This window comes from Ruminococcus flavefaciens, from assembly GCF_900108555.1.
Taxonomy (GTDB): Bacteria; Bacillota; Clostridia; order Oscillospirales; family Ruminococcaceae; genus Ruminococcus; species Ruminococcus flavefaciens_P.
Genome location: NZ_FNWV01000004.1, coordinates 67,611 through 80,718, shown reverse-complemented (window position 1 = coordinate 80,718; position 13,108 = coordinate 67,611). Strand labels below are relative to the sequence as shown.

Annotated in this window: 23 protein-coding genes; all 23 read left to right on the top strand. The window is 45.4% G+C overall.

All coding sequences use genetic code 11. From position 1 onward, the window contains the following. Positions 1-64 precede the first annotated feature (64 nt). Positions 65-1,876 (top strand): glycerophosphodiester phosphodiesterase family protein, encoded by a 1,812-nt coding sequence (locus tag BLW60_RS07115; RefSeq protein WP_074715805.1) that lies wholly within the window; start codon positions 65-67, stop codon positions 1,874-1,876. 132 nt (positions 1,877-2,008) lie between these two features. Further along, positions 2,009-3,295, top strand: a complete 1,287-nt coding sequence (locus BLW60_RS07110; RefSeq protein WP_074715803.1) for an acyltransferase family protein — start codon at positions 2,009-2,011, stop codon at positions 3,293-3,295. A gap of 474 nt (positions 3,296-3,769) precedes the next feature. After that, complete coding sequence (rpsJ, locus tag BLW60_RS07105) at positions 3,770-4,084, top strand: 30S ribosomal protein S10 (protein WP_019680098.1); 315 nt, start codon at positions 3,770-3,772, stop codon at positions 4,082-4,084. Positions 4,085-4,194: 110 nt separating this feature from the next. Beyond that, positions 4,195-4,827 (top strand): 50S ribosomal protein L3, encoded by a 633-nt coding sequence (gene rplC / locus BLW60_RS07100; protein ID WP_028517924.1) that lies wholly within the window; start codon positions 4,195-4,197, stop codon positions 4,825-4,827. Between the two features lie 17 nt (positions 4,828-4,844). After that, complete coding sequence (gene rplD / locus BLW60_RS07095; RefSeq protein WP_074715801.1) at positions 4,845-5,468, top strand: 50S ribosomal protein L4; 624 nt, start codon at positions 4,845-4,847, stop codon at positions 5,466-5,468. Continuing rightward, positions 5,468-5,761, top strand: coding sequence for a 50S ribosomal protein L23 (rplW, locus tag BLW60_RS07090; protein ID WP_074715799.1), 294 nt, complete (start codon positions 5,468-5,470; stop codon positions 5,759-5,761). The genes rplD and rplW overlap by 1 nt, the downstream gene beginning before the upstream one ends. Before the next feature lie 75 nt (positions 5,762-5,836). Beyond that, positions 5,837-6,670, top strand: coding sequence for a 50S ribosomal protein L2 (gene rplB, locus BLW60_RS07085; RefSeq protein WP_074715797.1), 834 nt, complete (start codon positions 5,837-5,839; stop codon positions 6,668-6,670). Between the two features lie 21 nt (positions 6,671-6,691). Further along, positions 6,692-6,976 carry a 30S ribosomal protein S19 gene (gene rpsS, locus BLW60_RS07080; RefSeq protein WP_009984992.1) on the top strand — a complete coding sequence of 95 codons (285 nt, stop codon included), beginning with the start codon at positions 6,692-6,694 and terminating at the stop codon, positions 6,974-6,976. Between the two features lie 20 nt (positions 6,977-6,996). Then, complete coding sequence (gene rplV, locus BLW60_RS07075) at positions 6,997-7,332, top strand: 50S ribosomal protein L22 (protein ID WP_028517928.1); 336 nt, start codon at positions 6,997-6,999, stop codon at positions 7,330-7,332. Between the two features lie 19 nt (positions 7,333-7,351). Further along, positions 7,352-8,146, top strand: coding sequence for a 30S ribosomal protein S3 (gene rpsC / locus BLW60_RS07070; protein ID WP_028517929.1), 795 nt, complete (start codon positions 7,352-7,354; stop codon positions 8,144-8,146). Next, the gene (gene rplP / locus BLW60_RS07065; protein ID WP_009984988.1) at positions 8,146-8,571 is read left to right on the top strand and encodes a 50S ribosomal protein L16; all 426 of its coding nucleotides are present in this window, start codon (positions 8,146-8,148) and stop codon (positions 8,569-8,571) included. The genes rpsC and rplP overlap by 1 nt, the downstream gene beginning before the upstream one ends. After that, complete coding sequence (rpmC, locus tag BLW60_RS07060) at positions 8,571-8,771, top strand: 50S ribosomal protein L29 (RefSeq protein ID WP_028517930.1); 201 nt, start codon at positions 8,571-8,573, stop codon at positions 8,769-8,771. The genes rplP and rpmC overlap by 1 nt, the downstream gene beginning before the upstream one ends. A gap of 19 nt (positions 8,772-8,790) precedes the next feature. Beyond that, a complete protein-coding gene (gene rpsQ, locus BLW60_RS07055) occupies positions 8,791-9,051 on the top strand; it encodes a 30S ribosomal protein S17 (protein WP_019680108.1) in 261 nt (86 codons plus the stop codon). A 40-nt stretch (positions 9,052-9,091) separates the two neighbouring features. After that, positions 9,092-9,460: a 50S ribosomal protein L14 gene (rplN, locus tag BLW60_RS07050; protein WP_009984984.1), complete on the top strand. Its 369-nt coding sequence runs from the start codon at positions 9,092-9,094 to the stop codon at positions 9,458-9,460. 18 nt (positions 9,461-9,478) lie between these two features. Further along, complete coding sequence (rplX, locus tag BLW60_RS07045; protein WP_028517931.1) at positions 9,479-9,820, top strand: 50S ribosomal protein L24; 342 nt, start codon at positions 9,479-9,481, stop codon at positions 9,818-9,820. 18 nt (positions 9,821-9,838) lie between these two features. Continuing rightward, positions 9,839-10,378 carry a 50S ribosomal protein L5 gene (rplE, locus tag BLW60_RS07040; RefSeq protein ID WP_072951424.1) on the top strand — a complete coding sequence of 180 codons (540 nt, stop codon included), beginning with the start codon at positions 9,839-9,841 and terminating at the stop codon, positions 10,376-10,378. 16 nt (positions 10,379-10,394) lie between these two features. Further along, entirely contained in the window at positions 10,395-10,580 is a 186-nt protein-coding gene (locus BLW60_RS07035; protein WP_009984979.1) for a type Z 30S ribosomal protein S14, read from the top strand. Between the two features lie 24 nt (positions 10,581-10,604). Next, positions 10,605-11,003 carry a 30S ribosomal protein S8 gene (gene rpsH, locus BLW60_RS07030; RefSeq protein ID WP_019680111.1) on the top strand — a complete coding sequence of 133 codons (399 nt, stop codon included), beginning with the start codon at positions 10,605-10,607 and terminating at the stop codon, positions 11,001-11,003. Positions 11,004-11,017: 14 nt separating this feature from the next. Beyond that, on the top strand, positions 11,018-11,563 hold the full coding sequence (gene rplF / locus BLW60_RS07025; RefSeq protein ID WP_074715795.1) for a 50S ribosomal protein L6: 546 nt from the start codon (positions 11,018-11,020) through the stop codon (positions 11,561-11,563). 19 nt (positions 11,564-11,582) lie between these two features. Beyond that, positions 11,583-11,942 (top strand): 50S ribosomal protein L18, encoded by a 360-nt coding sequence (rplR, locus tag BLW60_RS07020; protein ID WP_024860940.1) that lies wholly within the window; start codon positions 11,583-11,585, stop codon positions 11,940-11,942. Between the two features lie 15 nt (positions 11,943-11,957). Beyond that, positions 11,958-12,458 (top strand): 30S ribosomal protein S5, encoded by a 501-nt coding sequence (rpsE, locus tag BLW60_RS07015; protein WP_024860939.1) that lies wholly within the window; start codon positions 11,958-11,960, stop codon positions 12,456-12,458. 14 nt (positions 12,459-12,472) lie between these two features. Continuing rightward, a complete protein-coding gene (gene rpmD, locus BLW60_RS07010) occupies positions 12,473-12,649 on the top strand; it encodes a 50S ribosomal protein L30 (protein WP_019680115.1) in 177 nt (58 codons plus the stop codon). Between the two features lie 18 nt (positions 12,650-12,667). Then, complete coding sequence (gene rplO, locus BLW60_RS07005; RefSeq protein WP_074715793.1) at positions 12,668-13,108, top strand: 50S ribosomal protein L15; 441 nt, start codon at positions 12,668-12,670, stop codon at positions 13,106-13,108.

Below are 13,108 nucleotides of genomic sequence, written 5' to 3'. Positions count from 1 at the left end.
TTTTATTGACATCGGGCGAAAAACAGCGTATAATTGAAGTATATTATTTGTTCGGAGCAAACCTATGAAAAAAATAATCAGACCTGCGGGTGTTTTTCTGAGAGCTGTTCCTCATTTTCTTGTATTTGAACTGATATTCAAGCTCATGCTCCTTGCCATAGGAACGCCTGTGCTTGCTCTTCTTCTCAAGCTTACGATGAAGCTTTCGGGAATAAACTACCTTAATGATGAAAATCTACTTATCTATTTAAAGCATCCTGCGACGATAACCGTTATAATCGTCATGCTTTTCTTTTATGCCTTTTTCTCTTTTGTGGAGCTGTCCGCACTGGCGGCGTGTTTCTCCTGCTTTGAGAAAAAGCAGCGTATCTTTACGGGCGGAATGTTCCGCACGGGCATACGTTCCTTTGTAAAAGCCTTCAAGGGCTCGGGGATATTTGCTTTCATCGGATATATGGCTGTCATGCCGCTGGCACAGTTCTCGCTGTCGTCAGGTATGTTCATGGCACCGCTCATGCCTGTGCTCAAAAGGATATTCTCCTCCGTGAACGGTGCTCTGGGAGTAGTTGCATACATATTGATACAGCTTCTTTTTATAATACTTATCATAAGCGGCTGTTACAGTATCCATTACCTTATACTTACACGTTCTTCCTTCGGTGAGTGTCTGAAAAAGAGCAAGGAGAAAATGGAGGGGCAGCGTTTCAGCATGATATTCAAGCTCCTCGGCTTCAGCCTTGCGGTAATGTTATTCATTGCTGTCGCTACATTCGGTATAAGCTTTGTCATCGTTTATGTTATCAAGGGCTTGAAGGCAAATGCAGCCTTTGGTATGTCGCTGAGGATACTGCGCTATGCATGGAACGTATTCACGGCAATATCGGCTTTTGTTTCCGCACCTGTGGTAATGAGCTGGCTCACTCATAAATTCATGAAGGATAATGAGGGCGAGACATTTGACCTTCCTAATAAAAGAGAGTACAAAATGCGGCTCAGGCACAGCGTTGTCATAGTCGTTGTACTTATCGCTGCGGCACTTGTTATGAACCTTTCTTACTTCAAGGCGCTTTATCAGGGCAACGTAAATATTAATGTGGGCGTTCTTTCACGTACACAGGTAAGTGCGCACAGAGGCTTTTCTCATGTTGCGCCTGAAAACACTATGCCTGCATTTCAGGCAGCGATCGACAGCGGTGCCGATTATATCGAGCTCGATGTGCAGCTTACAGCCGATGACCAACTCGTAGTATTCCATGACGACCGCATAGACCGTACCACAAACGGCAAAGGAATGCTGAAAAACTATACCTATGAGCAGCTTCAGCAGTTCTCGGCAGGTTCGTGGTTCAGCAAGGACGGAGAGTTCGATGATGTGAAGATACCGCTGCTTACGGAAGTGCTTGACCTTGTAGGCAATGATATCATGCTGAATATAGAGATAAAGCGTTCGGGAGAGCCGAAAAAGACCGCCGAACGTGTTGTTGAGCTGGTAAAGGAGTACGGCATAGCCAATTCCTGCTATATCACTTCTTTTTCCTACGACGCACTCAAAAAGGTGAAGCAGCTCGATCCCAAAATAAAGACGGGATATATAGCGAACCTGTCTACGGCTACATCGTATTCGCGTCTGCCGTACATAGACGCAGTAAGCATGAATTACCTCTTTGTAAACCAGAGCGTGGTCAATTCCGCTCATCACAACGGGAAGCGTATATTCGTCTGGACAGTTGACAGACAGAGCGAAGTACAGCGTATGATGGCTCTCGGCGTAGATAATATCATTACCAATCGTCCCGATAAGGTTCTTGAAGTAGTTGACTCTAAGAAGGTCGGCGACACTGTGCTCACAGTGCTGAAATATATTTTCGGAAGTTGAGAGTTTTTGAAAGCTGCTTCGTCTAATAAATAGAAATGTCGATTTTTCATTGACATAACAAACAATATAGGATATAATGTAACAGTGAATGTATTATTGCATTATTCAGAAAAAACAAGGAGGTCCGACGAAATGGGCAGTAAAAAGAGTCCCGAAACCACCGAAAAAGAAAAATCGGCGGTAAAGGCAACCAAGTCTGCTGATGAAAAGAGCAGCAGTAAAGAAAAGGCGAAAAAGCAGGATAAGGCAGCAGGTACAGCTGCTGTGGCTGCGGCACCTGTGAAACCGTATTTTGCAGGAATAGACATTGTAAAGATACTTGCTGTATTTCTTGTAGTAAGTGTACACTTCTTCCTTTATAACGGTTTTTATTATGAACCTCTTACCAATTCTTCGGCTTTAGGACCGATAGCCTTCCGCTGGCTGGCTTATATATGCGTTCCGCTGTTTATGATAGCAACTGGATACCTGATGAAGAACAAGACCTTCAGCGCAAAGTTCTACACGGGACTCATAAAGATAATAGTTATCTATATTTTTATAAGCATAATATGTATCAAGTTCAAGGAACACCATTTCCATGAGGAATTCACCGCATGGAAGACTCTCAAAGGATATATCGACCTTTATAACAATGCACAGTACGGCTGGTACATCAATTATTATATTGCTATCTTCCTTTCTGTTCCGTTCCTTAATCTTGCATTCAATGGCTGCAAGAACAACAAGCAGAAATTCGCACTGGTTTTAACAGTTACTATGCTGACTATCGTTGCAAGAAGCTTCTTCCTCGGATTTGAGAGAGATGACCAGATAAGAGCACTTCCTGATTACCTCAGCGGTGCATGGCCGCTTGCATACTACTTCACAGGCGCATTTTTACGTGACTGCCCTCCAAAGAGATGTGTACGCAACAAGCTTATAATCTTCGCTGTGCTTTGCCTTTCTACATGGTTCATCACATACAGCACCTATAAGCAGTCAGTCGCAGATGAAATAAACGATCAGCACTTCCTTTCATGGCACTTCAACGACTACGGCACATATCCCGTATATATAATGGCAACTTGCGTGTTCATGCTTCTCTTTGACATAACCACAACAAACAAGGGCGTCAAGTTCGTTCTGAGACAGATCTCGGGTGTAACACTTTCGCTTTACATGATCTCCTATATCTTTGATAATATGTTCTACGGCGGCTGGCAGATGAACGAGACAAGCGTCCGTCATCAGGGCTTCTGTGAGAAGTATTTGGAAGTAGGCGACAGACTTGCTCACTGGTACGAAATAATACCTAAGGTATTCTTCTGCTCACTCATATGCGCTATCATTATCCATAAGCTTTATGACGGCGCAGCATACCTAGTTAAGCAGGGTATTGAAGCTATAAAGGCAGAAAAGGCTGCAAGAGACGAATAATTTATCAGTTCCCGAGGGTAATAAAGCCTTCGGGAACTCTTGCGTTTTTCGGGAAAATAATAATAGTTAAAACAAAATTATCATTCATTAAAAATTTACAAATGTAATTCCTGTAAAACCTTGATTTCTCCCTTTATATATGATATAATTGGTTACGTTGAGTGCGCTGGTATGCGCACTGACTGCAGAAGATATGCGTTGAAGCGGAAGGTTGCTGCCGGTATGGCAGGTAATTTCCGTGGAGTATGTCCGATTTTAAACCGGGCGATTGGGATATCGAACACAGTTTGTGGTTATTCTTCACGCAGCTTGCGTATGCGTGAACTATGCTCTTTTTGTGCTCAAATATTGCTAAGACCGCTCGGAAAACACCAGTTTTTCGAGTTTTTTTGTCAGATAAAGCATGAAACACACGGAAACGTGTGAATATCTCATATCTGCGTCCCCGTAATCAATTTCAAGGAGGCGAAAATAATGGCAGTCAACGAAAAGATCAGATTCAAGATCAAGGGTTACGATCACGCTACAGTTGATATTGCAGCAGCTAAGATCGTAGAGGCAGCTAAGAGAAGCGGTGCAAGAGTTTCAGGACCTATCCCGCTCCCTACAGATAAGGAAGTTGTTACTATCCTTCGTGCTGTACACAAGTACAAGGACAGCCGTGAGCAGTTCGAGATGAGAACTCACAAGAGACTCGTAGACGTTATCCGTCCTACAGAGAAGACAACAGCTGCTCTTGACAAGCTTGAGATCCCCGCAGGCGTAGACGTAGTAATGGAGGTTAAGTAATTAACCGATATCTCGCTTGAAACTACCGCTCGGGAAGCGGAATGACGGTGATCCGTCGGTCAAGTTGATGCGTAAATCATCAACCAATAACCTAACAGGAGGAAAAGAAAATGCAGAAAGGCATTATCGGCAAGAAGATCGGTATGACTCAGATCTTCGACGAAGCAGGAAAAGTTGTTCCTGTAACAGTAATTGAAGCCGGCCCATGTGTCGTTGTACAGAAGAAAACTGTAGAGAACGACGGTTATGCAGCTCTTCAGCTGGGCTACGGCGACGTAAAGGTACAGAGAGTAAACAAGCCAATGAAGGGTCACTTCGATAAGGCAGACGTTGCCTGCAAGAAGACACTCAAGGAGTTCAGACTTGCAGACTGCGATTCACTTAACGTAGGCGACATCATCAAGGCTGATACATTTGCTGTAGGCGACGCAATCGACGTTGTCGGCACAAGCAAAGGTAAGGGATTCGCTGGTGCTATCAAGAGACACAACCAGCACAGACTCAAGGAAACTCACGGTACAGGTCCTGTACACAGACAGGCTGGATCAATGGGTGCTTGTTCATCTCCTTCAAGAATTTATAAGGGCAAGGGCATGGCAGGTCACATGGGTGCTGAGCAGGTAACAGTTCAGAATCTCGAGATCGTTAAAATAGACGTTGAAAACAATCTTATCGCTATCAAGGGTGCTGTTCCGGGACCTAAGGGCGGTATCGTTTATATCGTTGACAGCGTAAAGGCTTAAGGAAGGAGGAAGCGTAAATGTCTACAATTTCAGTTTTTGATATGACAGGTAAGCAGGTTTCCGAGACAGAGCTTAATGATTCAGTATTCGGAATCACTCCCAACGAAGGTGTTATGCACGCTGCAGTTGTTAATTACCTCGCAAACCAGAGACAGGGCACACAGTCAACACTTACAAGAACAGAAGTAAGCGGCGGCGGAAGAAAGCCTTGGAGACAGAAGGGTACAGGTCACGCAAGACAGGGTTCGACACGTGCTCCTCAGTGGATACACGGTGGAATCGCACTTGGACCTAAGCCAAGAGATTACAGATACGAGCTTAACAAGAAGGTAAAGAGACTCGCTATGAAGTCTGCGCTTTCTACTAAGGTTATCGACAACAACATGATCGTTCTTGATGCTCTCACACTTGACAGCTACAAGACAAAGACAGTTGTTGAAATGCTCAAGGCTCTCGGCGTTGAGGGCAAGGCTCTCATCGTAACAGCAGAGGCTGATGCAAAGGTTATCAAGAGCGCAGCTAACATCCCAGGTGTTAAGACTGCTGCTGTAAATACACTTAATGTTTATGACATTCTCAACTATGACAAGTTCATCGTTGTTAAGAATGCAGTAGGAAAGATCGAGGAGGTGTACGCATAATGAAAACAGCTCAGGATATCATTCTTAAGCCTGTAATCACTGAGAAGTCAATGGACGATCTTCAGACAGGAAAGTACACCTTTAAGGTAGCTAAGGACGCTAACAAGTCCGAGATCAAGAAGGCTGTTGAAGAGCTCTTCGACGTTAAGGTTGCTAAGGTAAACACAATGAACTGCAACGGTCGCGCTAAGAGAGTCGGAAGATTCGCTGGCAAGACTCCTGATTGGAAGAAGGCTATCATCACTCTTACAGAGGGTTCAAAGGCAATCGAATTCTTCGAGGGTATGGTTTGATCCCATTATTAAATAAGTAAGAGAGTTATGGGAGTAATGCTCCCGCAAAAAATGCATTAAAGGAGAAAAGTTAAAATGGCTATAAAGACTTATAAGCCTACGACACCTTCGAGACGTCAGATGACTGTAACTGACTACTCGGTTCTGTCAAAGGTTGAGCCGGAGAAGAGCCTTCTCGAACCAATGAAGAAGAAGTCGGGAAGAAACAGCTACGGCCGTATAACAGTTCGCCACAGAGGCGGCGGTAACAGAAGAAAGTACCGTGTAATAGATTTCAAGAGAGACAAGGACGATGTAATCGCAGTTGTTAAGACTCTTGAGTATGATCCAAACAGAAGCGCATTCATCGCACTCGTTGAGTACGAGGATGGCGAGAAGAGATATATCCTTGCTCCTAACGGACTCAAGGTTGGCGATAAGATCGAGTCAGGTGCTGAGGCTGATATCAAGCCTGGCAACGCACTCAAGCTCGCTGATATCCCTGTTGGTACATTTATCCACGCTATCGAGCTTTATCCGGGTAAGGGCGCACAGCTCGTAAGAAGTGCAGGTAATCAGGCACAGCTCATGGGTAAAGAAGACAAGTATGCACTTGTTAGACTTCCTTCAGGCGAAATGAGAAAAGTTCCGATCGACTGCAAGGCTGCTATCGGTCAGGTTTCAAACATTGATCACGAGAACGTTAACTACGGTAAGGCTGGTAGAGTCCGCAACATGGGCTGGAGACCTACTGTACGTGGTTCTGTCATGAACCCATGCGATCACCCACACGGTGGTGGTGAAGGTAAATCACCTGTCGGACGTCCGGGCCCTGTAACCCCATGGGGTAAGCCAGCACTCGGCTATAAGACACGTAAGAAGCATCACAGAACTGATAAGTTCATCGTAAAGCGCCGCAACGGCAAATAATCTGAAAGGAGGAACTATTAAATGAGCAGAAGTATCAAGAAGGGTCCTTATGTCCAGGAAGTTCTCCTGAAGAGGGTCGTTGCAATGAACGAAGCAGGTGAAAAGAAGGTTCTCAAGACATGGAGCCGTTCTTCAACAATATTCCCTGATTTCGTAGGTCACACATTCGCTGTACACGACGGTCGTAAGCACGTTCCGGTATACGTTACAGAGGATATGGTAGGTCACAAGCTCGGTGAGTTTGCTCCTACAAGAACTTACAAGGGCCACGCAGGCTCAAAGACATCTAACAACGGTAAGAAATAAGCGGAAGGAGGAGCTCAGAGATGGAAGCAAGAGCTTATTTAAGAAATGCTCGTATATCACCCAGAAAGGTGCAGATTGTTCTGGATCTTATCAGAAACAAGCCTGTTGATCTCGCTTTAGCTACTTTAGATCTTACTCCTAAGGCTGCAAGTCCTATCGTTGCAAAGCTTGTAAAGTCCGCTCAGGCAAACGCTGAAAACAACTTCAGCATGGATAAGGATAATCTCGTGGTTTCAGAGTGCTTCGTTACTCCAGGACCAATAATGAAGAGAATCATGCCAAGAGCACAGGGCAGAGCATATAGAATTTTAAAGAGAACATCACACATCACAGTTGTTCTTAAAGAAAAAGACTAATCCCAAGGAGGTTTGAAGAATGGGCCAGAAAGTTAATCCACACGGTCTTCGTGTCGGCGTTATAAAAGATTGGGATTCTCGTTGGTATGCAAATAAGTCTGATTTCGGCAATGCCCTCGTTGAGGATTACAACGTTCGTAACTTCATCAAGAAGAGCCTGTATGCAGCAGGTGTTCCAAGAATCGAGATCGAGCGTTTTGCTGACAAGGTCAGAATCCACATCCACTGCGCTAAGCCGGGTATCGTAATCGGCAGAGGCGGCGCAGAGATCGAGAAGCTCAGAGCACAGCTCGAGAAGATGATGAACAAGCAGGTTTTCATCAACATCATTGAAGTTAAGCAGCCAGATATGGACAGCCAGCTCGTTGCTGAAAAGATCGCTCTTGATCTTGAGAACAGAGTATCTTTCAGAAGAGCTATGAAGCAGTCAATCGGCAGAACAATGCGTCTTGGCGCAAAGGGTATCAAGGTTAAGGTATCAGGCAGACTTGCCGGTGCCGAGATTGCAAGAAGCGAGAGCTACCACGAGGGTACAATCCCGCTCCAGACTATCCGTGCTGATATCGACTACGGTTTCGCTGAGGCTGATACAACATACGGTAAGCTTGGCGTTAAGGTTTGGATCTACAAGGGCGAAGTTCTCAAGGGCGATGCTGCTAAGGCTGCTGCTCAGAGAGAAAAGCTCGAGAGAAAGAACGATACAAGAAATAATGACCGCCGTCGCCGTGACGACAAGCGTGACGGAAACAACAACAGACGCGGCGGAAACAGAAATTTCAATCGTGACGCTAAAAGAGAAGGAGGTAATCAGTAATGCTTCTTCCAAAGAGAGTTAAGTACCGCAGAGTCCACAGAGGACGTCTTAAGGGTAAGGCATACAGAGGAAACAAGGTAACATACGGTGATTTCGGTCTTCAGGCACTTGAGCCTGCTTGGATCACATCCAACCAGATCGAGTCTGCCCGTATCGCTATGACTCGTTACATCAAGAGAGGCGGTCAGGTTTGGATCAAGATATTCCCTGACAAGCCTATCACAGAAAAGCCCGCTGAAACACGAATGGGTTCAGGTAAGGGTTCACCGGAATACTGGGTAGCAGTAGTTAAGCCAGGCCGTGTTCTTTTTGAGATCAAGGGCGTTGCTGAGGAAACTGCAAGAGAAGCTATGCGTCTTGCTATGCACAAGCTTCCTATCAAGTGTAAGTTCGTAACTAAAGCAGAGCAGGAGGTTGAGCAGTAATGAAGGCATCAGAAATCAGAGAAATGTCAGTTGATGAGCTCAACGAAAAGCTCACAAGCCTTAAGGAAGAGCTCTTCGCTCTCCGTTTCCAGCACGCTATCAATCAGCTGGATAATACAGCAAGACTCAAGGCTGTAAAAAAGGATATTGCACGCATCAAGACATCTCTGCGTGAGGCAGAGCTTGCTGCGCAGCAGTAAGAAAGGGAGGATTTAGCTAATGTCTACTGAGAGAAACCTTAGAAAAACAAGAGTAGGTAAGGTTGTAAGCGATAAGATGGATAAAACCGTCGTAGTTGCTATCGTTGATAACGTTAAACACCCGCTTTATAAGAAGATCATCAAGCGTACCGTTAAGCTTAAGGCTCACGATGAAAACAATGAGTGCAGAATCGGTGACCGCGTTGAGGTTATGGAAACACGTCCGCTTTCAAAGGATAAGAGATGGCGTGTAACAAATATCATTGAAAAGGCTAAGTAATTTTTGATAGAAGCTTAAAGCTTGAAAGGAGGAACTCGCTGTGATACAGATGCAGACTTATCTTAAAGTCGCTGATAACACAGGCGCAAAGGAGCTTATGTGTATCAGAGTTCTGGGAGGTACACGCAGAAGATATGCAAATATCGGCGATGTAGTAGTTGCTTCAGTTAAGAAAGCAACACCCGGAGGCGTTGTAAAGAAGGGCGATGTTGTAAAGGCAGTTATCGTTCGTTCAGCAAAGGGTCTCAGAAGAGAGGACGGTACTTACATCCGTTTCGATGAGAACGCTGCTGTTATTATTAAGGAAGACAAGAACCCAAAGGGTACCCGTATTTTCGGACCTGTTGCTAAGGAGCTCCGTGAAAAGGAGTATACAAAGATCCTGAGCCTTGCCCCAGAAGTTCTTTAATGGAGGTGTCATTCGATTATGAGTAAAGTACACGTAAAAACCGGTGACACTGTAATCCTTCTCACCGGCAAGTATGAGGATAAATTCGACAGCAAGGGCGACAGAAAGACAGGTAAGGTCGTAGAAGTAAGCCCTAAGGAAGACAAGGTCATCGTTGAGGGAATCAACATGATCACAAAGCACGTAAAGCCTACAAGAATGGGCGAAAAGGGCGGCATCATCAATACTGAGGCTCCTGTTTACGCTTGCAAGGTACAGCTCGTTTGCCCTAAGTGCGGCAAGCCTACAAGAGTAGGTCACGTTGTAGAGGACGGCAAGAAGCTCCGCGTTTGCAAGAAGTGCGGCAAGTCTTTTGAATAATAGTAAAGGAGAAACGACATGGCAAGTTTAAAGGATTTTTATGTTAGCGACGTTGCTCCTGCACTTATGAAGAAGTTCAACTACAAGAGTGTTATGCAGATCCCGAAGCTCGACAAGGTTGTTATCAACGTCGGCGCAGGTGAAGCAAAGGACAACGCAAAGGTTATAGATGCTATCATGACTGATCTTGCAGCAATCACAGGTCAGAAGCCTGTAGTGTGCAGAGCTAAGAAGTCAGTAGCAAACTTCAAGCTTCGTGAGGGTATGCCTATCGGCGTTAAAGTAACTCTCAGAGGCGAGAGAATGTATGAATTTGTAAACAAGCTCTTCAACGTTGCGTTCCCACGTGTTCGTGACTTCAGAGGAATCAGCGCAAATTCATTCGACGGCAAGGGCAATTATTCCACAGGTATCAAGGAACAGCTCATCTTCCCTGAGATCGAGTACGATAAGATCGACAAGGTAAGAGGTATGGATATAAACTTCATCACTACAGCACAGACTGATGAAGAGGCAAGAGAGCTCCTTTCACTTATGGGTGCTCCATTCATCAAGTAATCAGGGAGGAAATAAAATGGCTAAGAAGGCAATGATCAATAAGCAGCAGAGAACTCCCAAGTATTCCACAAGAGCTTACAACAGATGTAAGATCTGTGGCAGACCGCACGCATATCTCAGAAAGTTCGGCATCTGCCGTATCTGTTTCAGAGAGCTTGCACACGACGGTCAGATCCCCGGCGTTAAAAAGGCAAGCTGGTAAAATACAAGAAGGAGGTCATTCGGCATGCAGATAACTGATACAATCGCTGATCTTTTAACAAGAATTCGCAATGCGAATACTGCTAAGCACGCCACTGTTGACGTTCCCGCTTCAAGAGTTAAGAAGGACATCACACAGATCCTCGTAGACGAAGGATATGTAAAGGGCTTCCAGCTCATCGAAGACGGAAAGCAGGGTGTTATCAGAATCACGCTTAAATACGGTGACAACAAGTCTCCCGTTATAACAGGCCTTAGAAGAGTTTCTAAGCCAGGTCTGCGTATCTATTCAAGCTGCGCAGATATGCCTAAGGTAAGAAAAGGCCTTGGTATCGCAATCGTTTCAACTTCAAAGGGAATCGTAACAGACAAGAAGGCAAGAGAGCTCAATGTCGGCGGCGAAGTCCTTGCATACATCTGGTAAGGAGGATACTGATCATGTCAAGAATCGGTAAAATGCCCATCAGCGTTCCTGCAGGTGTAGAGGTTAAGAATGAGAACAATCTTATCACTGTAAAGGGACCTAAGGGTCAGCTTTCAAGACAGTTCAGTGCAGAACTCGGCATTGATGTCGAGAACGGCACTATAACAGTTACAAGACCAAACGATGACAAGCGTCTTCGTTCACTTCACGGTCTTACAAGAACACTTATCAACAACATGGTTGAGGGTGTAACAAACGGATATTCAAAGACTCTCGAGATCGAGGGTGTCGGCTACCGTGCTGCAAAGAGCGGCAACAAGGTAAATCTTAACCTTGGCTTCTCACATCCTGTTGTACTTGAGGAAACAGATGCTATCAAGCTTGAAGTTCCTCAGCCAAACAAGATCATCGTAAGCGGTATCGACAAGCAGGCTGTAGGTCAGTTTGCAGCTGAAATACGCGAAAAGCGTCCACCTGAGCCATACAAGGGCAAGGGTATCAGATACGAAGGCGAGCATATCATCCGCAAGGAAGGTAAAGCTGGTAAGGGTAAGAAGTAATTAGAAGGAGCAAATTGCTATGATTAAGAAATTTGACAGCAATAAGGCAAGATTAAAGAGACATCGCAGAGTTCGTGCAAAGATCTCAGGAACTCCCGAGCGTCCCCGTCTCAATGTGTTCCGTTCAACAAAGCATATCTATGCACAGCTTATCGATGATGTAAACGGTGTTACTCTCGCTTCTGCATCAAGCATGGATAAGGGCTTTGAGGGCAACGGCGGCAACGTTGAGGGTGCTCGCAAGGTTGGCGAGATGATCGCTAAGAACGCAGCTGATAAGGGTATCAGCGAAGTAGTTTTCGACAGAGGCGGCTACCTCTACCACGGCAGAGTCAAGGAACTCGCAGAGGGCGCACGTGAAAACGGATTAAAGTTCTAAGAGGGAGGTAAAACAATGGCTAATATTGAAACACAGGCTCCTGAGTTCGTTGAGAAGGTTGTTGCTATCAACCGTGTATCAAAGACAGTTAAGGGCGGTCGTATCATGAAGTTCTCAGCACTCGTTGTTGTAGGTGACGGAAATGGTACAGTCGGCTTCGGACTTGGAAAGTCAGGAGAAGTTCCCGATGCTATCCGTAAGGGTATCGAGGACGCAAAGAAGAACCTTGTAAAGGTTGCTCTCAAGGGAACAACAATCCCTCACGAAATCGTTGGCGCATTCGGCGCAGGCAGAGTTCTTATGAAGCCGGCTGCACCCGGTACCGGTGTTATCGCAGGCGGTCCTGTTCGTGCCGTTATCGAAGTTGCAGGTATAAAGGATATCAGAACAAAGTCACTTCGTTCAAACAATCCATGCAACGTAGTAAGAGCTACTATCGATGGCCTCGTAAACTGCACATCTGCAAAGGATGTAGCTGCTAAGAGAGGCAAGTCTGTCAAGGAAATTTTAGGTTAAGGAGGCAGTAAGAAATGGCAAAGAATATCAAGCTCGTAAAGAGCCTCATTGGTAGAAAGCAGGACCAGATCGCTACTGCTCAGTCACTTGGCCTCAAGAAGGTCGGAGATGTAACAACACAGCCCGACAATGAGCAGACAAACGGCAAAATAAAGAAGATCTCACACCTCGTTGAGGTTACAGAAGCGTAAACAAGGAGGTGCAATCAAATGAAAATTCATGAATTAACACCTGCACTCGATTCCAACAAGGCTGTAAAGCGTATCGGCAGAGGCCACGGTTCGGGTAACGGCAAGACAGCTGGCAAGGGCCACAAGGGTCAGAATGCTCGTAGCGGCGGCGGCGTAAGAATCGGCTTTGAAGGCGGACAGATGCCACTCGCAAGAAGAATCCCTAAGAGAGGCTTCAACAACATTTTCGCTACAAAGTATGCTATTGTTAACGTTTCTGATCTCAACAAGTTCAAGGACGGCACAGTAGTTGATACAGAGCTCCTCGTAGCTTCAGGTCTTGTTAAGAAGATCAACGACGGAGTAAAGATCCTCGGTAATGGAGAGCTTACCGCTAAGCTGACAGTTAAAGCTGCAAAATTCTCACAGAGTGCTGTTGAGAAGATAGAAAAGGCAGGCGGAAAGACTGAGGTGATGTAA